We start from the raw sequence: 21,032 nt of genomic DNA, 5'->3' as shown, positions 1-21,032 counted from the left end.
GGACTAGTCGCGGCCGAGGTATTCGCGAGTGCGGGTGTCCACCTTGACGCGGTCTCCTTCGTTCACAAAGATCGGCACCTGAATGGTCACGCCGGTCTCAAGCGTGGCGGGCTTGGTCACGTTGGACACGGTGTCGCCCTTGACGCCGGGTTCGGTTTTCGTCACGGTCAGCACGAGGCTCACAGGGATTTCGATATCGATGGGCTGGCCGTTGTAGAGCAGAACGCGGCACTGCTGGGACTCCAGCAGAAATTCGGATTTCCCGTCGGTGTCCTTCTCCGGCAGGCTGATTTGTTCGTAGGTGGTCATATCCATGAACACAAGATCGGAGCCTTCACGGTACAGGTACTGCATGTCGCGCTGTTCCATGTCGGGCTTGCCTACTTTTTCTCCGGAACGGAAGGTGTTGTCCACCACGCGGCCATTCAGGATATTGCGCAGCTTGGTACGCACCATAGCGCCGCCCTTGCCGGGCTTGAAATGCTGAAATTCAATGATTTCGTAGGGGGTGCCGTCAAGCTCAATCTTCAGGCCGCGGCGGAAGTCGGTAGTAGAATACATGATGCCTCCAGGCAAAATTCTTATGCAGACCAGGACGGACGGCAACCCCAGCGCTGTCGGGACCCGTTCCGGCCGCCCTGCTGGAACGAGAACAGGGATTTGCCTTTTCCAAGAGAGCGGGCTACTCTGTCCTTTCCAAAAAGCAAGATATATTGTCCGATACTGCCTCACTTTGTCAACTCACGGGGAGCCGTATGCCCGACCAGTCCGACAAAAAAAATACGCCTTCGCTGGAACTTCTGGCCACGCTCTACACCCTGAATCAGCTGGAATCCGCAGCACACGACCTTCCGCAGATCGCCTTTGCCGGACGTTCCAACGTGGGCAAATCGTCCCTCATCAACGCTCTGGCCCGCAGGAAAACGCTGGCCAAAGTCAGCTCCGAACCGGGCAAGACCCGCTCCGTGAACCTGTTCAAAGTCCACCCCGACGGCTTCTGCCTCACTGATCTCCCCGGCTACGGCTACGCCCGCCGCGGTCAGGAAGAGCGCAAAGCCTGGGCCGCCCTCATCCAGCGCTACCTTGAGCATACACCCTCCCTGCGCGCACTGGCCCTGCTCATCGACTGCCGCATTCCCACACAGGAATCCGACCGCATCATGGCCGAGTTTGCCCGCGCCCGCAGCCTGCCCGTCATCGGTGTGCTGACAAAGGCGGACAAATGCAGACTTCAGGAACGGGCGGCACAGGCAAAAACCTGGGAACGCCTTCTGGGAGACAAACCTGTCGTCGTCTCGTCCGTAACCCGCATGGGACTTGATGAACTCTGGGTGCGCCTGCGCGAAGCTGGACGCACTGCCGAAACTCCGTTAAACGCGGAAATTTCCACGGGCGCTCCTGAACATGCTTGATCTCTCCCTTCTGAACAAGCCTCAAAAAGAAGCCGTGACGGCTCCGGAAGGCCCGCTGCTGGTCATAGCCGGCGCGGGAAGCGGCAAGACAAGAACCATTGTCTACCGTCTGGCCTGGCTCGCCGAACAGGGCTGCGCCCCTCACTCCATGCTGCTGCTTACCTTCACGCGCAAGGCCGCACAGGAGATGCTGCACCGGGCTTCCCAGCTTCTGGATGAGCAGCTCCTTGGCGTGCAGGGGGGCACGTTCCACAGCTTCGCCTTTTCCGTGCTGCGGCGCTATCCGCCCTCCTGGAGCCGCGGCCCGATCAGCATCATGGACACGGCGGACAGTACGGCTGCCCTGAAAACCTGCAAGGACACCCTTAATATTGGCAAGGGCGACCGCACCTTCCCGCAAAAACAGGCCGTGCTCGCCCTCATCAGCAAGGCACGCAACAAGGAACTGCCCCTCGAAGACGTGCTCTCACGCGAGGCGCAGCACCTCCTGCCCCATGCCTCCGACCTCGAACAGCTGGCCGAAGCCTACCAGAACTACAAGCGCGAACACGCGCTCCTGGACTACGACGACCTGCTTTTCGAACTGGAACGGCTCTTTCTGGAACAACCGGAAATCCTTCGCGCCCAGCAGCTGCGTTTCCATCAAGTCATGGTGGACGAATATCAGGACACCAACAAGGTGCAGGCGCGTCTGGTGCGTCTCCTCGCCGGAGAACGGGGCAATGTCATGGCCGTGGGTGACGACGCCCAGTCCATCTACGCCTTTCGCGGGGCCACGGTGCGCAACATTCTGGAGTTTCCCAAGCTCTTTGAAGGAACGCATATCATCCGTCTGGAAGAAAATTACCGCTCGGTGCAGCCTGTGCTGGATGTGGCCAACGACCTGCTGGCTCACAGTACAGAGGGCTATCAGAAGCACCTTTTCTCCCGCCGTCCTGTACCAGAAGAAAAGGCCGTCACCCTCTACCGGCCGCTCAGCGACCTCAGTCAGGCCCAGCTTGCGGCGCGGCGCATCGAAGAACTGCTCGAAACGCATCAGCCCGGCGATATTGCCGTACTTTTCCGCTCCGGCTACCAGTCCTACCATCTGGAAGTAGAATTGAAGAAACGCGCCGTGGGCTTCCGCAAATACGGCGGACTGCGTTATGCGGAAGCGGCCCATGTCAAAGATGTCATGGCCTTCGCCAGGCTCGTGGTCAATCCCCTTGATCTGCCCTCCTTTGACCGCATCGCCGCCCTTTCGAAGGGCATAGGGCCAAAGACCTCGCGCAGGCTTTTCGAACTCTCCTGCCGCGGCGACGAACAGGCGCTGAACAAGGCCTGCGGCCGCTGGCCCGACTTCAGGGAAAACATGGCGCTCATCGCCGGATTGCGCATGGAGAAAGTCAAGCCGGAAGACGCTGTTCTGCGCATCCTCGAACACTACCGTCCGAAGATGGAGGAGCTTTTTCCCGACGACTGGCCGAGGCGCCTTCAGGGCCTTGAGGAAATGTCCTCCATAGCTTCAGGCTACGAGGATCTTCAGCTCTTCGTGGCTGATATTTCGCTGGACAATCCCGAAGAAGATCAGGAAGACGACGGCGGCAGGAGCGTCACCCTGTCCACCGTCCATTCCGCCAAGGGGCTGGAATGGCCCTGTGTGCTCATCATCGACCTCGTGGAAGACCGCTTCCCCTCGCGCCACGCCGCGGTGCGTCCGGAGGACTTCGAAGAAGAGCGGCGGCTCATGTATGTGGCCTGCACACGCGCAAAGGACACGCTGGATCTTTTTTCCCCGCTCACTCTGTACAACAGGGCGTTTGGCGGGCAGGAACCAGCGACCCCCAGCACCTTTATCCGCGAACTGTCCCCGGATAGGCTGGACGAAATCTACGAAGGCTACGGGGGAGTTCTCTCGCGGCGAACCGTCCTTGAACCTCCGCGCTCCGAACGACGCTTTTCAGGACAGTACGGCACTCCGGACGAAACTTCTTCCAGGCTCCAGCGCCGGGACGAAGAAGAACGCTCCGGTGCATGGCCGCCCCAACGGGAAAGAACCGCATGGAAACCGGATATTCCGCCTTCGACCGCAGCGCAGCATGGGGAAGAAAAGGGGGAAGAAGGGGCGGATGAATGGGAAACGCCGAAAGCCGAACGCAAGGATCCTTCAAGGCTCGGTTTCTGCCGTCACCGCATTTTCGGAAGAGGTAAAATCGTCGAAGAAATCCCGCCGGACAAATACCGCGTCAATTTCCCCGGGCTGGGACTGAAAATTATTCTGGCCGACTACCTTATTCTGGAGAAGCCATGAAACCCGCCGGCGAAGACGACATTCTTTCCATCGTGGACCGGCATTTTCCCCGCGTTCACCCCTCGCTCCTTCTGGGGCGGGGAGACGACTGCGCCGTTCTGCGCCCCTCTGGTCCGCTGGCCGTCAGCACCGATATTTTTGTGGAAGACTCCCATTTTCGCCGCCGCTATTTCACTCCCTGCGACATCGGCTTCAAGGCCCTCGCGGTCAACCTGAGTGACATCGGGGCTGCCGGCGCGCGTCCCACGGGCTTCAGCATAGGACTGACGCTCACCGGCCGCGAAGACGCCGCGTGGCTCGACGCCTTCTGCGAAGGCATGGCCGCGCTGAGCCGGCGTTTCGACCTCTGCGTGTCCGGCGGCGATCTCTCCCGTTCTGCACTCCTGAACGTCTGCATCACGGCCTGGGGCGAACTGCCCGCCGGTCTGCCTCAAGGACTGCGCCGCGGCGTGGCCAAAGAAGGCGATCTCGTGATCCTGCTGGGTGACATCGGCCTCGCCCGCCTGGGGCTTGCCGTCCTCGAACAAACGCTCTCTGATCCGGACGCAAGCGCGGCGGCAAGGGTGAAAGCCCTCTGGCCCGAAGCCTGTTCCCGCCACCTGCGTCCCCAGCCTCTGGTTCGGGAAGGGGCGCTTCTGGGACGCTTTGCGGTGGAACACGATGCCGGAGAACGCCTCGGCCTCATGGATGTGTCCGACGGCCTGGCCCGCGACCTGCCCCGCCTGCTTGCCAGCCCAGGCAGTGGCCTGGGGGCGGAACTCTTCCTCCCCGAACAGTCGCTCCACAGCGAGGTGAGAACCTATGCGGAAAGCCGCGGACTGGACGCAGCAGCCTTCGCCCTTGAAGGCGGAGAAGACTACGCCCTGGCCTGTACCTGCCCGCAGGCGCTCTGGCCTGACCTGCGTACCTGCCTTCAGAACGCCTCGATCCGCCCTCTTGTGCTGGGACAGGTGCGCAAGGGGCCTTTTTTCCTGAACGGGAAACTCGTTGTCATGAAAGGCTTCGACCACTTCGGAGCCTGAAATCTTCCCATAACAAAAGACGCCGTTCCAGCAGGAGAACAGCGTTTTTTTATGCTGCCTAGAGTGAACAGAGGTACGGGTCTTCCCGGGTCAGGTAGTTCCGCACATAGTCGTCCACGCCCTCTTCAAGGCTGTGGAAACGTATGGGGCAGTGCTCGCGCTCCATCCAGGACATGTCCGCTTCCGTAAAGTACTGATACTTGCCCTTAAGGTGTTCAGGCATATCGAAATACTCGATATGTTCCGGCAGATCCATGGCGGCAAACACGGCGCGGGCCAGGTCGTTCCAGGAGCGCGCCTTTCCCGTGCCTACATTGAAGATGCCGCAGCAGGAACGCTGTTCAATGAACCAGCGCATGAGGGCCGCGCAGTCTTTGGAATAGACGAAGTCGCGCACGGATTCCCCGTCCCCGTATTTTTCGCTGCCGGACTTGAAAAGGCGTATTCTGCCCGTCTCGCGCACCTGTGGAACGGCACGGCAAACCATGCTCATCATGCCGCCTTTGTGGTATTCATCCGGGCCGTAGACGTTGAAGAACTTCAGATTCACGACTTCATCAAGCAGATGATGGCGCAGGCACCACAGGTCGAACAGCTTTTTGGAATAGCCGTACATGTTCAGCGGGCGCAGCTTCGGCATAAGCTCCAGGTCGTCGGAAAAGCCCAGTTCCCCGTCCCCGTAGGTGGCCGCACTGCTCGCCGTGATGAAGCGCGCTCCGGCTTCCAGTGCGGCAAGACACAATTCCACGGTGTAGTGAAAATTGTTCTCCATGAGAAAATCGGCGTTGCTCTCCGTGGTGGAAGAACACGCGCCCATGTGGATCACAGCTTCCACGCCTTCAAGTTTATGGCCGGAACGGAGCTGCTCAAGAAAGCGGTCACGGTGCAGATAATTGCTGTAGCGCAGATGAGACAAATTTTTCCATTTTTCTGTAGAAGCGAGGTTATCCACCACGAGGATGTCGTCCTCTCCCTGACGGTTCAGCTCCCAGATCATGTTCGCGCCGATGAGTCCGGCGCCTCCAGTGACGATAATCATGCTTCTACCTCTTGAGGGTGGCTTTCGTGGTCTGGACGAGAGTGACACTTCCGTCGGCATGACGCCGGGCGTCGATGCCAAACATGACGACCGTGTGCAGGAGCGGACGCCCGAACAGAAAATCCAGCATTTCCCGGCGCACCTTGCCCTTTTCCGCTACCAGGTCGCGGAAGGCACGGTCGTACTCCACAACTTCCACCAGCTCCCTGCGGGCTTGTTCCTGCGTTTCCAGCCGCGAGGCCAGCTCGGTGAGTTCCTGATAGCCGCAGCGCTCCTCATGCGCTTGAACTGATTCCAGAAGCCACGCCGGCGCTTCGAGCTGCTCAAGAATGGTTTTTCTGTCCAGGCGATCCTCCCAGTGCATGGCCAGAAGCGCCGAAGGATCGTCACAGAACAGGGCGCGGCACTCCGCAGGAGCGCGGTCGTGGATGAAGCAGCGGCCGTTTCCCGTCAGAAAGCGGCAGGTCCAGTCGTCTGGGCGGGCCCCATGAGCCGGAGCGATTTTGACGATCTCCTCGGGCAGGGGCACCACGCTGCCATCGGACGTATCCCGCACCAGCTCTCCGGCACGGAACGTACACAAATCCTGAAGCTGAAGCACGCCCTCTGCCAGCAGGGGAAAATCTTCCCGGTGCAGGGCGGGGCCACCCTTTCGGCAGCAGGTTCCGCACTGCCGGCACTTGTGTTCTTCGCTCATAACTCTCCCAGCCTCTTCAGAACGAGCCGCGCTCAAAATTCAGACGGCCGATGCGCACACGGCGGTACTGTTTATGAGTCTCCAGCATGTTCTTCTGCTGATGCAGCTCGTGTATCTCCTGTGCGTAATAGATGCCTTTGGCAAAATCTTCACGCGCCATCAGTTCCTTTATGGTATCTGCACAGCGCTTTTGTTCAGCTTCGATGACGGCGATCTGCGCTTCAAGCTCAGAAATCGTCTCCGGCAGGGGGTTCTGGAGGAAGCTCTCCATAGACTCCCTGAGCGATGACACGTCTGCGGGCAGGTCTGACATCTTCAGTCTCCTGTCTCTCCCTGCCTGTCAGGTCCGGGCAGGGCAGGGCATTATAGATTTTCCAGAAGGAAGGGAAGCGTCCGAAAACGATGCCGGGATTGGAAAGCCGGATATTGGGCCGCAGGAAGGCCGCCAGAGCGTAGGCCATGGCCCAGGACGCCGAGGGGGCTACCCAGAAGCCGGGCGCGTCCTTCCCGCCGCAGACAAGGACCCCATCGCGCTCCTCCACGCCGCACACGGCTGAAAACGCCGTAAACAGGTGCCGGTCTTCGCCGGAAAGTTCAGGCATACCGGTTTTCTCGCCCTCACACACCGCCGCGGCCGTGATCAGCGCCGCCAGAGGCAAAAGCTCCGGGCAGACCTCAAGAATGGCGGCAAGATCTGCGGCCGTTGGAGCCGCCGTTGCCCGGCTCTTGCCGGAACAGACTACGGAATCCGCGGCATAGGCAACGTCCAGACCCGCGTCCTGAAGCATTTTCTCCACCAGCCCATGTGCGCGGAAATGTCCCCAGCCACCGGAAAGCTCAACCCGTCCGCCGTTGAATCCCGGAAGCATCAACAGCACGGCTGCGACCATCGGATCCACGGGAATCACCGGTTTTTCGGGAAGGGAGAGGGTTCCGCGCTCCACCTTGACCGCTCCTTCCTCGTAACGTACCGCCGCTCCGGAAACTTCAAGAATACTCAGCACCAGCGGCAGCAAGCGGGGCGCTCTTTCGGAAAAAACGATGCGGCAGGGATGTTCCCAGAAGGCAGAGGCAAGCACAAGTGCCGCGGCAAAGTCTTCGGGAATGTCGTCAGGAAGCGTTACCTCGGGAGGCGTCAGGCCCGAACACTCGATGCGGACGGGAAGGCCGTCCTGGGAGGGTATGACATTGGTCAGACGTACACCAAGCTGGGGCAGGAAGTGACGAACCGGAGCGAGGTTGAGAAAACGCAGGGAATTCTCTCCCGTGATCTTCAGCCGGGTAGGCATACCTGCAGAAAAGGCGAGAACAAGCCAGAAATTAAAGGCGTCGTCACCAATATGGATCACCTTGTCCATATTGCGGGTAAGGCCGCTTCCGCCTCGGCTCTGTATCACGCCATCGTCATCCCACCCGATCTGTCCCCCCATCTGATTCAGCGCCTTGATGGCGCTGACCACGGCGTTCGTGAGGGGCAGGCGCTCCACCATGAGCTTCTGACCGGAAGCCGCGGCAAGCGCCAGCCAGCAGCGGGCCGCCATCAGATCCGTGGGCGCGGGCAGGCGGATGTCCACGGCCTCAAATGAAGGAGCCAGGTTATATCCCCCCTGTTCCTCTTCGGCGCGGGACAGAATCTCAATGGACTGAAGAAGCACGAAGAAATCGCGGGAAAGACGGCTGTCGCGGGAAAGGCGGGCGGCCTTGCTCTCCCAGGCCAGGCGCAGGATTTTTTCCTTTTCTGAGGCCAGACGGCCGCCGGAACTCAGGCGGGAAAGAAGGTGGGAACGGCGGGCGATGAGGTGCAGGATGTCGGCGTCAATATCCATGATTGCGCCCAGGTCTCCGCGGGAAGGGCGCCGGGCGCCGTCTCTTCTCTCTTCCTGAGGAAAGTCTCTCCCCTTTTCCCTGTTTTCACCCGGCTCAAAGCGCTGGAACGCGCCGGAGGCTTCTGTTCCGCGCTTTTTCTCGCTGTTCCGTTCAAAAGCACGCCCGTTGGAAAATCTTCCTCTTTCCTCACCCCTCTTGTCCATGTCAAACCTGCTTCTCTCTGTGTGGCGCGCCGGCAGGCGCTCACGGTGTTTTACAGGGCCGCAAAGCCGACGCCCCGGACAGCACAAACTTACCCCTTTCAGCCACCTTTCTTTTCTGAAAAATGGCTGAAAGCCAGAATATGGTAACGAAATAGCCCTTGCCCGGCAAGCCCCTCGTCCGCTTCCCGCTCCGCCGTGCGCTCCTCCCGCTGAACCTTTCTTCAGCGTACCAACATGGCATCCCCATAGGAAAAGAAGCGGTATTTTCTTTCCACGGCTTCCGCGTAGGCGTCAAGAATGCGTTCTCTTCCGCACAGGGCGGCGACTAGCATGATAAGCGAAGACTGGGGCAGATGAAAATTCGTGATGAGGTGTTCGACGACGCGGAACGTATAGCCGGGATAGATGAAGATATTTGTCCAGCCGTGCCATCCCTGTTCCGGAATCTCCCCGTGCAGCTGAAAGCAGCCTTCGAGTGTGCGGCAGGAAGTCGTGCCCACGGCCACAACCGGACGCCCGTCCCTCACGGCACGGCGTACAGTCTGAGCGGTCTCGGGAGAAATTTCCACAAACTCGCCGTGCAGGGTGTGACGGCGAATATCATCTTCCCGCACGGGACTGAAGGTTCCGTAACCGACGTGCAGGGTGACTTCCGCCCAGGAAAACCCCCGCTCCTCCAGCGTCCGGCGCATGGCCTCGGTGAAATGCAGTCCCGCCGTGGGAGCAGCGACGCTGCCTGCCTTGTCGCGCCTGGCGTACAGCGTCTGATAGCGGGAAAGATCCTCGCTGCGCTGTTCCCTTTTTATATAGGGGGGCAGGGGAATGCGGCCGATGCTCTTCATCTCTTTCACAAGCTCCCCCTTCCAGAACAGTTTCACGTCGTGCCGGCCGTATTCCTTCTTGGCCAGTACTTCGGCTGCAATACTGTCGCCGAAGGTCAGCCGGTCTCCCACACGGATGGCCCTTCCCGGCTTGAGCAGGACTTCAGCGCGGGCGTGCTTCCAGCCGTCCTCTTCCTCTGCTGCGGAAATTAAAAGCGGGGGCGGGGTGAGGAGGAGAAGTTCCGCCTTTCCTCCAGAAGGGCGGAAGCCCGGAAGACGTGCGGGCACGACCAGGGAGTTGTTGGCCACAAGAAGCGCCCCTTCCGGGATAAAGTCAGGAAGCTGCGCAAACGCAGTATGGATATTTTCCCCCGACTTCCTGTCCACAACCATGAGGCGGGAAGCGCCACGCTCCTCGGGAGGAAACTGCGCTATCCGTTCTTCCGGCAAGGCGTAGTCATAGCTTGAAAGCTGAAAATCAGCGGCGGACGGCTCTTTCATCGTATTCCTGCAAAGAAGTTTTCTCCCTCCCTATGTCTGCTTTATCTTAAAAAAAATCAACCTTAAAAAAAGAAAACTATGATCAAATCATGCTGCCATAAAAACAGCTCTGTTTCTGACAACTCTCTCATAAAACCTGCAAAAATATGCTTCAAACCACATTTTTAAAGAATTTAATCTATGTATATTTTTAAATACAAAGCATATGTTCCCTCTTCGCAGCTTGCAAAGTGGCCGTATCTTCCGTGCGAATACATCCACAGCCAGATTAAAGGCCGCTTGCACTTGTAACATTTTCCTGTTTCGCAGCAGTCTGCTTTTATCGCCAGTCATGGGACCAGCCCCTCTGCTCCAGCGCCTTTTCGTATACCTGGATATCCGCGCCGCTGTCTGCCTCGCACCATTTGCCGGCCACAGACACCGCGCCAACCTCGATTGACCTGGACAGCAGCAGGCGCAAAAAGCTGGTCATATCCGTTTTGTCCACCGCCTCGCCCAGGTCAGCGCACAGCTTGGTCATGATGTTCCATCCGGTCTGACTGAAACTCAAAAGCCCCATGTACTGGCCGTGTATATCCGCCAGGGAAGCCGGCTTGCCGCCGATTTCGCGCAGCAGCCCATGTTCCTGACGAAAGGTTTCCGCGTCCAGCAGCGGATCGCCGAAGCGCAATGTCCACAGGGCTTCCCATTCTGTGTCATAGGTAATGGCGATATCCTCGGGACACGACAGCAGCGCACCTATATGCTCCCAGTGATAGACGATATCCGAATAGGAGACGATGAGGCGCTCCACGCCAAGGGCAAAGCTCTTACGGGCAAACTCGTCCGCGCACAGCAGTGTGGACAGCATGTTCGTCCGCTCCCAGCGCGGATTTTCCGCGGTGGCAAACTCACCCGTGGCGGCGCTTGCCTCAAGGCACCCGGCCAGATATCCGCGCACGACCAGAATGCTGCTGATTCCTGCCCTTCGCAGGGCACTCAGCTGCCAGTGCAGCAAGGGCTTGCCCGCCAGCTCCACCATGCACTTGGGGCGTTCCTCCGTCAGATTCCTCATGCGCGATCCGCGCCCTGCCGCCAGAATAATTCCTGCTGCTTTCATGCGTTCCCCCGATTCAAGATCTGAAAAAGGTTAATATCGTGAGCCTGTGCCGTTTGTTCCCTCTCCGGATGCCACATGATGCCCGTTATGCTGCCATCCGCACGGCAAAAGCCTTCCACGCTGCCGTCCGGGGCAAAGGCCCACGGGATGAGACCGGTAGCAAGATCGTCCGGCCGTATGCCGCCGTTGTGCCAGGAGTTGACCTCCGGAGGCACCGGGGAAAGCGGCAATTCTCCGGCGCGGGGAACGACGTGGAGCGCATGGCGGGTGCCCGCATGTTCTGCTCCAAAGCCGAAACTCGTACGCCCCCCCATAAAACGGTTGATCATCTGCGCGCCCCGGCACACCCCGAGAACGGGCAAATTCTTCCGTTCCGCCCAGCGGAACAGGGCTTCTTCAGTGGCATCCCGCCGGGGAAACACCCCCCAGTCATCCCCGCCTGTGAGGATCAGACCGGACACGGAAAGCGCCTGCGCCAGGGCCACGGCTTCGCTGCCGATGTTGGGCAGCGGCAGTACCGGCACGCCCGGCAGGGCACGGTTCAGAAAACTCCACCAGTCCTGGGCCAGCGCGTCCCGTACTTCCTGTGTGCCGCTGGCGTAGCTGTGGCGCATCATGCGCATGGTTATGGCGATCATGGTCATGTTTTTCAGCAGGGTTTGAGTGTGGCAGACTGAGGGGCAAGCAGCGCCCTTTTGGCTCCGGCCAGAGACTGAAAGATCTGCTCGCCCACACCGATGGCGGCGGGCAGGCCGTATTCGGCGCAGCGTATGGCCATATGGGAGTTTGTGCCTCCAAACTTGGTGACAAGCCCCGCAATCTGTCGCGTGAAAATCCAGTCAAAGCCGGGATCGGCGTTTTCAATGCACACAATCTTTCCCGACAGATCCATGCTGCAGGGGCTGTCGGCAAACAACCGCACGAGGCTTCCCTCTATCCGGCCCGCGCCGATGTAGTTGGGTTCGGCCCTGTGCTGGGGAACGATATAAACATCTCTGACGGAGCGGATCAGGTAGCCGAGTCTGATATTTTCGCTTTTGGCAAAAATTTCCCTGTTGGCCGCTATATGCCGGGCAAAATGCTCCCTGGGTGTCTCCGGGCAGAGATGGGTAATCGAGTCCAGAATGGCCTGTATATCCATGAAGGACACGTCGTCCCGGCTGAACCCCATATCCTCGCCCCACAGCGCCACGATTTCCAGCACGTCCGACAGATTCCGGCTGAAGACAAACTTGGCCAGTTCCCGCCCCGCAATGGCCCGGCGTGCATAATGGAACAGACCTTCCGGCGTGACAGGCAGGCCGCTTTCCGTCAGCAGAAGCTGAAGGTCGCGCCGCTCTTCCGGGCTGGGAGCAAAGACTTCGTTGGGCTGTTCCCTGACAACAAGGTCCTGCGCATCGCTGAAAAGATTTTCGCGATCCGCGTAGCGGGGAGATAAGATGTCATAGCTGCTCGGCCGCAGATGGCCGTACTTGCGCATAAAGCCCAAAGCGTCCCTCTGGCCCTTGCACACCTCCAGAAATTCGCCGGACAGTTCCCCGGAAATGGTTTTGACGGACAGTTTGAACGCCCGCATCCGCTCGGGCAGCAGCGCGCCCCGCTTCACTGCCGTGCGCAGCAGGCTTTCCGCCATGAAGGCATGGCGGGCCAGAATGGAAAAGGGCAGGGTACCTAACTCGCGGCATTCTTCCAGCAGTGCGTTGACGGCGGACAGGGGAAGGCGCTGTTCCGGCCCGACCTGAATTCTGCCCGCCTGCCGGTTGCGCAGTTCGGTCACGGCGTCAAAGGCCTGCTTCATGGAGCCGGAAGGAGACTCGTCCAGACAGCGGACGGTCAGATGCCGGAGCGAGTCCCGGAACTCCTCGCGCCTTTGGGAGCTGAGCAGTCCCGGATAACGCTCGTCCAAATGAGTGTCAAAGCAGAAGTCCAGGACCGTCTGCGCGATTTCAAACTCAATTTTGTCATGCAGCTGGGGCTGCGCCTCAAGCCGTTCCAGCCAGGCAGACACCAGAGCTTCGCATGTAACGGGATCAAGGCCGTTCGGCAAAAAGGAATTGAAGCTTGCGCGGGTGTCAATATAGGGACGGCCGAGCAGCAGAACCATGAGTTCCGTGGCGGGCAGGGGACGGTAGCCCATGCGTTCCCTCGCTTCGCTCCATACCCGCGCGGTGATCAGGCTGCGGTACAGCGAGCTTGCCAGCGGATGCGGCAGCAGGCCGATGATCTCCGCCGGATTCCAGTCCGGCATCACTCCCAGAATGGCCCGCTGTCCGAACAGGTTTGAAGACGGGCCGGTTCGCGCCGCGATAAAGTCCGCGCCATACCCGATGAACTCGCGGATGGACTCGTTCTGTTCCGGCCAGTGCCGCTGTGTGCACATGGGCCGGACCTGGAGCAGATGCAGGACATTATCCGCGTCCTGACAGAATTCGATGTCCAGGCTGTCACTGCCGCACAGCTCTTCCAGGCGGCGGGCCAGCGCTACAAAACCGCGCAGGCGGGGAGAATCAAAGTCGCGGTCGCTTACCCCACGGTACACGGAAACCGTTTTGCTGACGCTGTGTCCGCCCGTGATGGTGTCTGTCCGGCCCGATTCATCATCGTAGTTGATGACGTAATACGGTGCGCCGTCATTGAGCGCACGGGTCATGATGACGCCGGTGACGGTGACATTCCGGATCATGGATTGGCACAGCACCTGATCATCGGGTTCCGCCCCGCCGTAGGAGACCATGACCTTCTCCACGGCATCGCGCAGGGCGACTGGATCCGAGAGCGCAACATTGAGGATGGAGAGATAGGCTCCGGCGGCGGATGACTCGGCAGAATCCTCTCTGCGGCAGGATGAGCGCACGGCCAGCACTTCCTCCGGGGAAAATGCCTCCGCCAGCCTGCGGAGGACAGCCTCCTGTCCGGACTGCCACTGCGCCACGGTAAAAACATGCACAGGCGGAATGTGCAACTCTTCGTGGGCAGAAAGGGCAAGCAGAGTGTCGGCCTTGGAGGTGAAAGAAAAGGCAGGTGTATTCATGATGGCCTCAAGAAAGATTAAGGTCTATTTAACTCTTGATTTTTCGAGCCTGAACAACAAAAACATTACACATCTCCCCCCCCCGAAAATTATATATAAAACTTTCCACAGTAATTTACCAGGTAAGTTAAGCAAATACCCTTCACAACGACCTTTATGTTCATCAAAATTTTTGTGTGTTGCATGTCGAAAGCATTTAAATTTATAGAGTATAGGCATATTAACAACACAGTCCATCTTTTCTACAGTAAAACCATTCCGAAGTAAAACATGTTCCCATTCACGACGTGTCAGATTAAGCTTGTGGAACTTCTTTTTCTCTTCCTTCCGGGCAGGTTGCCGCAGATAGTCTGATATACGAGTACACAGGTTGTCCGCCCGAAACGATGCACACAAAACGCCACCAGGTTTTAAAACCCTGAACGTTTCCTGCATCGCCTGATCCTGAAGTTCATACGGCAAGCTGTGATACAATCCAAAGGCAAGAAAGGTATCAAAATATTCATCGGGATAGGAAAGATTAAGAATGTCTCCTGTTTCCACTTCGGCATCAGGTTCAACGCTTTTAATTTTACTGATGGCCTCGGGAATAAAATCAAAACCTCTTATATTGCAGCCGCTGCGCATAAAATAGCGTACCAGCCGCCCATTGCCGCACCCGGCTTCACAGATACGTCCACCCCTTGGCGCTGATGAGCGGGCCACTGCTTCCAGAGCGTATTTCAAGGGATATGAGGCACGGTTTTCCATCGGTTCGTCCGCTTCAACATCGGCCCAACGCTGTGTCCAGTAAGCAAGCGAATCATTTTTTCGATACGTTATGCGCATGGCAAATCTGCTCCTTTACTACCAAGAATAGCCATATGTCTTAAAAGCGGATGCATGACGAAATAGGGATTGGTCGGGGTATTTTCGACAACGGACTCCGGCCAGCCCCGGCTTTTCACATGCGCGGCCAACACTTCGCACAGCACTTCGGCCCGGAAAACATTGTCATGCACATAATCCATGAGTGACATATCTGCGGGCACAGCAAAGCGGCGGCGGCACAACACCACGCCACGGTCGATCTCCTCATTCAGGAACATGGCGGAAGCGGCACAGAAGTTTTCCTGCAGCGCACTGTAATAGTTAGTGGTACTTCCTTTATAAGAGGGAAGCCAGCCGCCATGGGCGTGCAGAAATTTCTTCCCGCAGTTTAAAAGATCGGCCCGTAGAATAACGCCGCCAAATCCCGCATACACACAGACCTGCTGTGTAAGTTCGGCAATGTGCCGTATCGTCTCCGGCGCGTTGATGTCATGAGCCGGCGCAAACTCGCAAGGGACACCCGCTTCCTCACACAGCTCCCGGATGCCCCGCTCAGGATCAAATCTGCCCCAGGGAACCTCTGCCGGTGACAGACGCCTCCGTCTCGGGTCCGGATTTCCCGATTCCGCAGCGGGCAATATCAAGCAGAAGGAGGGCAACAGTTTCCGCGCCGTGAATGCCTGCATATAGCAGCGCGCCCGAACATTGTCCGCGCATACAAGCGCAACATCGCTTATTTGCATAGATGGCTCCTTTGCGCCCAGCCCTGAACGGCAGTCAGCTCGCCGGCAAGAGCGCGGCGGGCAAGGGGAAAAAGTTCAGAGGGAAGGCTGGACAGCGAGCAAAGAAGGTCATTGATTTTCAAAAGGCAGTTGAGCTGGCGCATGTCCGGTTCTTCCGCAGCGCTCAAGGCCAGAATCGCCCCAAGGCAGGCGTAGGCATGAGGACGGGTCAAACGGTCACTCGCCCGCACACAGGAATACCGTGGCGGCACCAGAGTGGCAGGCAGTTTTTTACTGACCTCAAAACGCCGGAGCAATCCTTCAATCAGGACGGCATCCTTCCCTGTCGGTTTCTGGCCTGTTGAAGCCAGTCGCCACAATTCACGCTCCGTTTCCGTCAAATCGCCGGGGCAGGGTCCCATGGCTTCCGCTCCGGCCCAGGCGGTCAATGATTCTTCCCGGCACCGCTTCCATGCCTTGACAAAATCCTTGCCGCCAAACGGCGCGTAAAAATAGTTTTCCGGCTCATGCAATAAATCCCTCGCAGTGTAGGAATAGGCCATCCTTCCCGACCGGACCAGCTTTTGAGCCAGCATGGGGGCGTAACTCAGCAATTCGTTACGGGAACCCGCATTTTCAATAACCAGATCGGGAGCGCATGGTTCTTCAAAACGCATGTTGACTCCGGGCAGCTCGATTTCACCCCGCCTTGCCCGAGCATACAGTCCCTTGGAATCCCGCAGAACCAGGTTCTCCATGGGGCACTTGATGTATACCTCATAGTAATCGCGCAGTTCCCGCCTGTTCTTGTCCCTAGTTTCCTGAAACAGGGATAGAACCGGTGCCACCACATGCACGCCCTCTCCTTCCAGGTATCGGCATAATCCGTGGAGACGGTCGGCGTTTTTTTTGCGATCCTCCAGCGTATGCCCGAGGTTGTCGCCCCATACGCTGCGCATGACATCGCCATCCAGCTGCGCCACGGTCTTGCCGTCCTGCCTGGCAAGGCGCACAACTTCTTCAGCAAGAGTAGTCTTACCCACTCCGGACAGTCCGATTATCCAGATAACCATTGTGTTGCCCCCCTGGTGAATTTCAGTTCGTCAATGTTGTAAAGGGAGCATGGATTTAACCATGCCCACACCTTACCCCTTTTGATCAGCGCAGCCCCATGTTTTAAGATATTCCTCTATAATGTCTTCCTTGCCGTAAAAATCAAAATACTTTGCATGTCTATAGGAATAAGGTCCATCCGGAATTTTCATGATGTCACCATAACGAGAGAGAAGTGCTTCAGGATTCTTTGGCACACAAAATTCTCTCTTTTTCTTTTTTTTACCAGACGCTCGCTCATCCTCCCTGAGAACATTTGCCTCAAACGGCATACGTTTGACGGGAAAAACATCTTCTTTCTTAAATGAATACCAGCCCCACACGGACTCAATAAATGTTCCCTCTTTTTGACAAGGATATATATACTCATCAAAAACAGCATCAAGTTTAGATTTAATAGCCAGGTTATAAATAGGGTAAAACTTTACCGCCCAGCCTGATTTTTGCGTAATATCCCACACTTTCTTACTTAATTCTATTCTTTTGGCTTGTTTTTTACGGGATGACTCATCATCAATTATTGTGTTGTCAAGAATTAGTATATCAATCCAAATATTCAAATTAATCTTTGTATCTCTTAACACTTTACTACGAGCACATTTATTTTTTTTATCATCCACAAAATATAAATCCATAATACAATATCTTGACTGATTTTTTATTATTTTCTCGAATTTTAAAAAGTCTTCACGCATCATGAATATATCAACATCATCATCCCATGGAATAAAGCCCTTATGCCTGACCGCGCCTAAGAGTGTTCCATGAGCTAAAACATAGGCAAGTCCGTTTTCTGTGCAAACATCATCCAAAAAATCCAACAAATTCAACATAATAAGCTGCCCCCCCCGAATAAGACCTTCTTCGGGGACAAGTCTTTCAAAGAAATTTCGTTTGGTTCGCGCTAGGCCTTCCCCTTCGCGCATCTGCGAAAACCAGAACAGCAGATCATTTCTTGCCGATAGCGCTTTAATCTGCCCGTCGAGATAGCCGTGCTGCGCTGACAATTCATCCAAACGGCAAAGAAGCGTCTTTTCCATACGCATAACCTTACGCGCCGACGGCGGCAGGCACTTACTCTTCATGGTATGCAGCCAGTTCTTCAGAGACATGTTTCCTCCTTATGCATTAAACAGGGTTGACGTATCCTCTCGTGGACACGGCCTGAGTTTTTTTGCGCACCTCCAGCATATGCCCGAGGTTGTCGCCCCACACTCTGCGCATGACATCGCCATCCAGCAGCGTCACGGTCCTGCCGTCCTGTCTGGCAAGGCGCACAACTTCTTCCGCAAGGGTGGTCTTTCCCATCCCGGACAGCCCGATTATTCAGATAACCACTGTCTTGCCCCCTGGTGAATTTCAGTTCGGCAATGTTGTAAAGGGAGCATGGATTTAACCATGCCCCTACCTTCCATACCTTACCCCTTTTGATCAGCGCAGCCCCATGTTTTAAGATATTCCTCTATAATGTCTTCCTTGCCGTAAAAATCAAAATACTTTGCATGAAAATAGGCATAACAGCGAGCTGGAATTTCCATGATGTTACCATAAGCGAGAGAGAGAAGCACTTCAGGATTCTGCGGCACACAAAATTCTCTCTTCTTTTCTTTTTTACCAGACGCTCGCTCGTCCTCTCTAAGAACATTTGCCTCAAACGGCATGCGTTTGACAGGAAAGACATATTCTTTCTTTATGCAATAAATATTTCGCTTCCAAAACAAATCCACTCCCCACTGAATGCCTGTTCCCTCTTTTGGATAAGGATAGACATACTCATCAAAAACAGCATCAAGCTGAGATTTAATAGCCGGGTCTTCAATGGGCCGAGATTCTGCCGCGCAGCCTGATCTCTGCGCTGTCTCCCATATTCTCTCACCTAATTCTGTTCTTTTGGCATAATATTTCCGAGAGGCTTCCTCGTCACTCTTCGTGTCCTCCCAGTCATAAACAAAAACATCAACAAAAATATGCAAAGGCAGATTTGTATCTACCAATTTTGCAAAACGACCACAGGACTCTTTTCTGCATCCTGCCTCATAATAATCCACAAGACGATACCGCGACTGCGTTTTTATGATATTCTTAAATTTTAAAAAGTCCTCGCGCATCATGCTGACATCAGTATCATCATCCCATGGTATAAAGCCTTTATGCCTGACCGCGCCTATAAGTGTGCCATGAGATAAAAAATAGGTAAGCCCGTTTTCTGTACAAACATCATCAATGAAGTCCATTAAATTCAACATAACAAGCTGCGTTCCCCGAATAAGGCCTTCTTCGGGGACAAGCCCTTCAAAGAAATTTCGTTTGGTTCGTGCGAGGCCTTCACCTTCGCGCATCTGCGAAAACCAGAACAGCAGATCATTTCTTGCCGATAGTGCCTTAATCTGCCTATCGAGATAGCCGTGCTGCGCTGACAATTCATCCAAACGGCAAAGAAGCGTCTTTTCCATACGCATAACCTTACGCGCTGACGGCGGCAGGCACTTGCCCTTCATGGTATGCAGCCAGTTCTTCAGAGACATGATTCCTCCTTATGCATTAAACAGGTATGACGAAAGCTGTGCTTAGCCATAATTACCGCGGATAATACCTGTTACCTTTTTCTATCTGGTGATAGGCTTGCCGTATCATCGTGTATAAAAAGGAAACAACTCTGCCGGACTTTTTGTAGGGCAGGATCTGTTCAAAATCATGGACACTCATCGCAAGGTGAGCTTTTCTCGCCAGAGCGAGCTTTCCATCCACATTCCTGTTGTGCTGCACACGTTCGAACAGCATGCCGAAAATCCGGGACGCCGGCGTCCGGCCATAGCGGTAGCGCGCAAACAGCAGATCCGCCTCAACCAGACTCTGAAGCGTCTCTTTCCTCAGGGTGGCATTCTCCTGCCAGCGGTAGCCCCCCAGCACCTTTCCCGATTCCAGCACGGTATAATCGCGCATGATCTGATAGCCCAGCACGGCATCCGCAACGGTGCCGAAGCCGTCATGGACACCACCCGTGCGCAGATAGGCTTCCTTCAGAATAGTAGTTCCACAGGAAGGGGCGCCGGTGCGCGTATGCCCGTGAATAAGTGCGCCCGTGCGCGTCAGTTCCCGTTCATAGGGTTTATCGTGTTTTCCGGCCTCCTGCTCGTCAAACGTTCCCGTAAAATCCAGACGGCGCGCATGAATATAGCCCAGCGGCTTGCGCAGCTTCTCATGGCGCCGGATGATATTTGCGATCTGAAAAAGCGCATCGGAACAGAGCACATCATCGTCATGCAGAAAGCAGACCCATTTTCCCCGTGCCAGCCGCACGCCGCGGTTCCAGTTGTTGCCTGCACCAATATTTTCCCTGTTGTGGTAATACTGGATACGGCTATCACCGATTTTCTGTATAAGACGCAGGGCCGGCGTCATACCGCTCTCATCCAGCGGAGTGTTGTCAACGACCAGAAGTTCCCATTCAACATCAACATGTTTCTGACGAAGAACGCTTTCCAGGGCTTCTCGGAGCACGGCACGCCTGTTATATGTTGGAATAATGACGGAAATATATGGTTCAACTTCTTTATCTATAACTCCACACATTAAATCTGATACGATGGAATCTGTCATAGAAAAAGAATCACGAAATATATCTATTTCATTAAAACTCTTTTCTATGCAATTTGGATCAAATGAGTGTATTTTCATAAAAGATCCGGTCAAAGCGACGCCCCTCCATCCACAGGCAGGACAACTCCCGTCAGATAGGCGGACTCATCCGAAACAAGAAACAACGCGGCTTTTGCCACATCCTCAGGCGTTCCCACCCGTCCAAGCGGGATACGGTCTTCATACAGTTTGGGATCGCGGCCGTGGAGAATCGGCGTCTGGATAATGCCCGGGCAAATGCAGTTGACCCGCACACCCTCTTCTCCATAGTTTTTTGCCATCTGGTGCGAAAACTGGATGACGGCGGCCTTTGCCGCGCTGTAGGCGTAGGAACGCCCGGCGGCATAGTGCTGAAGGCCTGCGATGGATGCGTTGTTGAGGATGACGCCGCGGCTGGCCAGCAAATACGGCTTTGCGCAGCGTGTGATCAGAAAATATCCTGTCAGGTTGGTATCCAGCGTCTCGCGCCAATCTTCCACAGGCATGCGCTCTATTTCCATGGAAGGCAGCATGACGCCGGCATTGTTAAACAGGATGTCCAGTCCGGCATAACTTGCAGCAGCATCGTGGACCAGTGCCTTGACCTGCTCTTCCGAAGCGACATTGCAGGCGATGAACTTCGCCTCGCCGCCCGCCGCACGAATATCCCGTGCAACGGCCTGCCCCCTTTCCTCATTCCGCCCGGAGAGCACAACCCTGGCCCCGTGAGCGGCAAACAATTTTGCGCAGGCCTCGCCAATGCCGGATGTTGCGCCGGTCACCAGGGCGACCTTTCCTTTCAGCTTTTCCATATGTTTCCCCTGCAT

At 56.2% G+C, this 21,032-nt stretch carries 20 protein-coding genes; 3 read left to right on the top strand and 17 right to left on the bottom strand.

The genetic code is table 11. The annotated features are described in order from the left end of the window. Positions 1-3 precede the first annotated feature (3 nt). Positions 4-561 carry an elongation factor P gene (gene efp / locus Q0Z94_RS00200; protein ID WP_298065733.1) on the bottom strand — a complete coding sequence of 186 codons (558 nt, stop codon included), beginning with the start codon at positions 559-561 and terminating at the stop codon, positions 4-6. Between the two features lie 53 nt (positions 562-614). Here efp and yihA point away from each other — a divergent pair, with 53 nt between their 5' ends. Genes yihA through thiL form a run of 3 tightly spaced genes read left to right on the top strand, consistent with a single transcriptional unit; the run spans position 615 to position 4,724 of the window. After that, on the top strand, positions 615-1,412 hold the full coding sequence (gene yihA / locus Q0Z94_RS00195; protein ID WP_366517550.1) for a ribosome biogenesis GTP-binding protein YihA/YsxC: 798 nt from the start codon (positions 615-617) through the stop codon (positions 1,410-1,412). After that, positions 1,405-3,702 carry an ATP-dependent helicase gene (locus Q0Z94_RS00190; protein ID WP_298065731.1) on the top strand — a complete coding sequence of 766 codons (2,298 nt, stop codon included), beginning with the start codon at positions 1,405-1,407 and terminating at the stop codon, positions 3,700-3,702. The genes yihA and Q0Z94_RS00190 overlap by 8 nt, the downstream gene beginning before the upstream one ends. Then, positions 3,699-4,724: a thiamine-phosphate kinase gene (thiL, locus tag Q0Z94_RS00185; RefSeq protein ID WP_298065729.1), complete on the top strand. Its 1,026-nt coding sequence runs from the start codon at positions 3,699-3,701 to the stop codon at positions 4,722-4,724. The genes Q0Z94_RS00190 and thiL overlap by 4 nt, the downstream gene beginning before the upstream one ends. Positions 4,725-4,782: 58 nt before the next feature. Here the strand turns inward: thiL and rfaD are convergent, their stop codons facing one another. The 16 genes from rfaD to Q0Z94_RS00105 form a co-directional block, all read right to left on the bottom strand. Next, a complete protein-coding gene (gene rfaD, locus Q0Z94_RS00180; RefSeq protein ID WP_298065726.1) occupies positions 4,783-5,763 on the bottom strand; it encodes an ADP-glyceromanno-heptose 6-epimerase in 981 nt (326 codons plus the stop codon). A 4-nt stretch (positions 5,764-5,767) separates the two neighbouring features. Continuing rightward, positions 5,768-6,460, bottom strand: coding sequence for a YkgJ family cysteine cluster protein (locus Q0Z94_RS00175; protein ID WP_298065724.1), 693 nt, complete (start codon positions 6,458-6,460; stop codon positions 5,768-5,770). 16 nt (positions 6,461-6,476) lie between these two features. Beyond that, positions 6,477-6,731, bottom strand: a complete 255-nt coding sequence (locus Q0Z94_RS00170) for a hypothetical protein (RefSeq protein ID WP_298065722.1) — start codon at positions 6,729-6,731, stop codon at positions 6,477-6,479. Beyond that, the gene (locus Q0Z94_RS00165) at positions 6,688-8,286 is read right to left on the bottom strand and encodes a hypothetical protein (protein ID WP_298065720.1); all 1,599 of its coding nucleotides are present in this window, start codon (positions 8,284-8,286) and stop codon (positions 6,688-6,690) included. The genes Q0Z94_RS00170 and Q0Z94_RS00165 overlap by 44 nt, the downstream gene beginning before the upstream one ends. Positions 8,287-8,711: 425 nt before the next feature. Continuing rightward, complete coding sequence (gene queA, locus Q0Z94_RS00160) at positions 8,712-9,812, bottom strand: tRNA preQ1(34) S-adenosylmethionine ribosyltransferase-isomerase QueA (protein WP_298065718.1); 1,101 nt, start codon at positions 9,810-9,812, stop codon at positions 8,712-8,714. A gap of 319 nt (positions 9,813-10,131) precedes the next feature. Further along, complete coding sequence (locus Q0Z94_RS00155; RefSeq protein ID WP_298065715.1) at positions 10,132-10,911, bottom strand: phosphocholine cytidylyltransferase family protein; 780 nt, start codon at positions 10,909-10,911, stop codon at positions 10,132-10,134. After that, a complete protein-coding gene (locus Q0Z94_RS00150) occupies positions 10,908-11,549 on the bottom strand; it encodes a gamma-glutamyl-gamma-aminobutyrate hydrolase family protein (RefSeq protein ID WP_298065713.1) in 642 nt (213 codons plus the stop codon). The genes Q0Z94_RS00155 and Q0Z94_RS00150 overlap by 4 nt, the downstream gene beginning before the upstream one ends. Positions 11,550-11,560: 11 nt before the next feature. Beyond that, entirely contained in the window at positions 11,561-13,942 is a 2,382-nt protein-coding gene (locus tag Q0Z94_RS00145; RefSeq protein WP_298065710.1) for a PEP-utilizing enzyme, read from the bottom strand. Positions 13,943-13,966: 24 nt separating this feature from the next. After that, positions 13,967-14,770: a class I SAM-dependent methyltransferase gene (locus tag Q0Z94_RS00140; protein WP_298065708.1), complete on the bottom strand. Its 804-nt coding sequence runs from the start codon at positions 14,768-14,770 to the stop codon at positions 13,967-13,969. Beyond that, complete coding sequence (locus Q0Z94_RS00135; RefSeq protein WP_298065706.1) at positions 14,761-15,495, bottom strand: formyltransferase family protein; 735 nt, start codon at positions 15,493-15,495, stop codon at positions 14,761-14,763. The genes Q0Z94_RS00140 and Q0Z94_RS00135 overlap by 10 nt, the downstream gene beginning before the upstream one ends. Continuing rightward, on the bottom strand, positions 15,486-16,547 hold the full coding sequence (locus Q0Z94_RS00130; RefSeq protein ID WP_298065705.1) for an adenylyl-sulfate kinase: 1,062 nt from the start codon (positions 16,545-16,547) through the stop codon (positions 15,486-15,488). Before Q0Z94_RS00130 ends, Q0Z94_RS00135 begins: the two co-directional genes overlap by 10 nt. A gap of 72 nt (positions 16,548-16,619) precedes the next feature. After that, positions 16,620-17,699, bottom strand: coding sequence for a LicD family protein (locus Q0Z94_RS00125; RefSeq protein ID WP_298065703.1), 1,080 nt, complete (start codon positions 17,697-17,699; stop codon positions 16,620-16,622). 16 nt (positions 17,700-17,715) lie between these two features. Continuing rightward, the gene (locus Q0Z94_RS00120) at positions 17,716-17,904 is read right to left on the bottom strand and encodes an adenylyl-sulfate kinase (RefSeq protein ID WP_298065825.1); all 189 of its coding nucleotides are present in this window, start codon (positions 17,902-17,904) and stop codon (positions 17,716-17,718) included. 101 nt (positions 17,905-18,005) lie between these two features. Continuing rightward, positions 18,006-19,112 (bottom strand): LicD family protein, encoded by a 1,107-nt coding sequence (locus tag Q0Z94_RS00115; RefSeq protein WP_298065702.1) that lies wholly within the window; start codon positions 19,110-19,112, stop codon positions 18,006-18,008. A 52-nt stretch (positions 19,113-19,164) separates the two neighbouring features. Continuing rightward, on the bottom strand, positions 19,165-20,280 hold the full coding sequence (locus Q0Z94_RS00110) for a glycosyltransferase family 2 protein (RefSeq protein WP_298065701.1): 1,116 nt from the start codon (positions 20,278-20,280) through the stop codon (positions 19,165-19,167). Beyond that, entirely contained in the window at positions 20,277-21,017 is a 741-nt protein-coding gene (locus Q0Z94_RS00105; RefSeq protein ID WP_298065698.1) for an SDR family NAD(P)-dependent oxidoreductase, read from the bottom strand. Before Q0Z94_RS00105 ends, Q0Z94_RS00110 begins: the two co-directional genes overlap by 4 nt. Positions 21,018-21,032: the final 15 nt, after the last annotated feature.

This window comes from uncultured Mailhella sp., from assembly GCF_947631555.1.
Classification (GTDB): Bacteria; Desulfobacterota; Desulfovibrionia; order Desulfovibrionales; family Desulfovibrionaceae; genus Mailhella.
The sequence above is the reverse complement of the archived record's forward strand: the minus strand, read 5'-3'. Positions and strand labels throughout refer to the sequence as shown.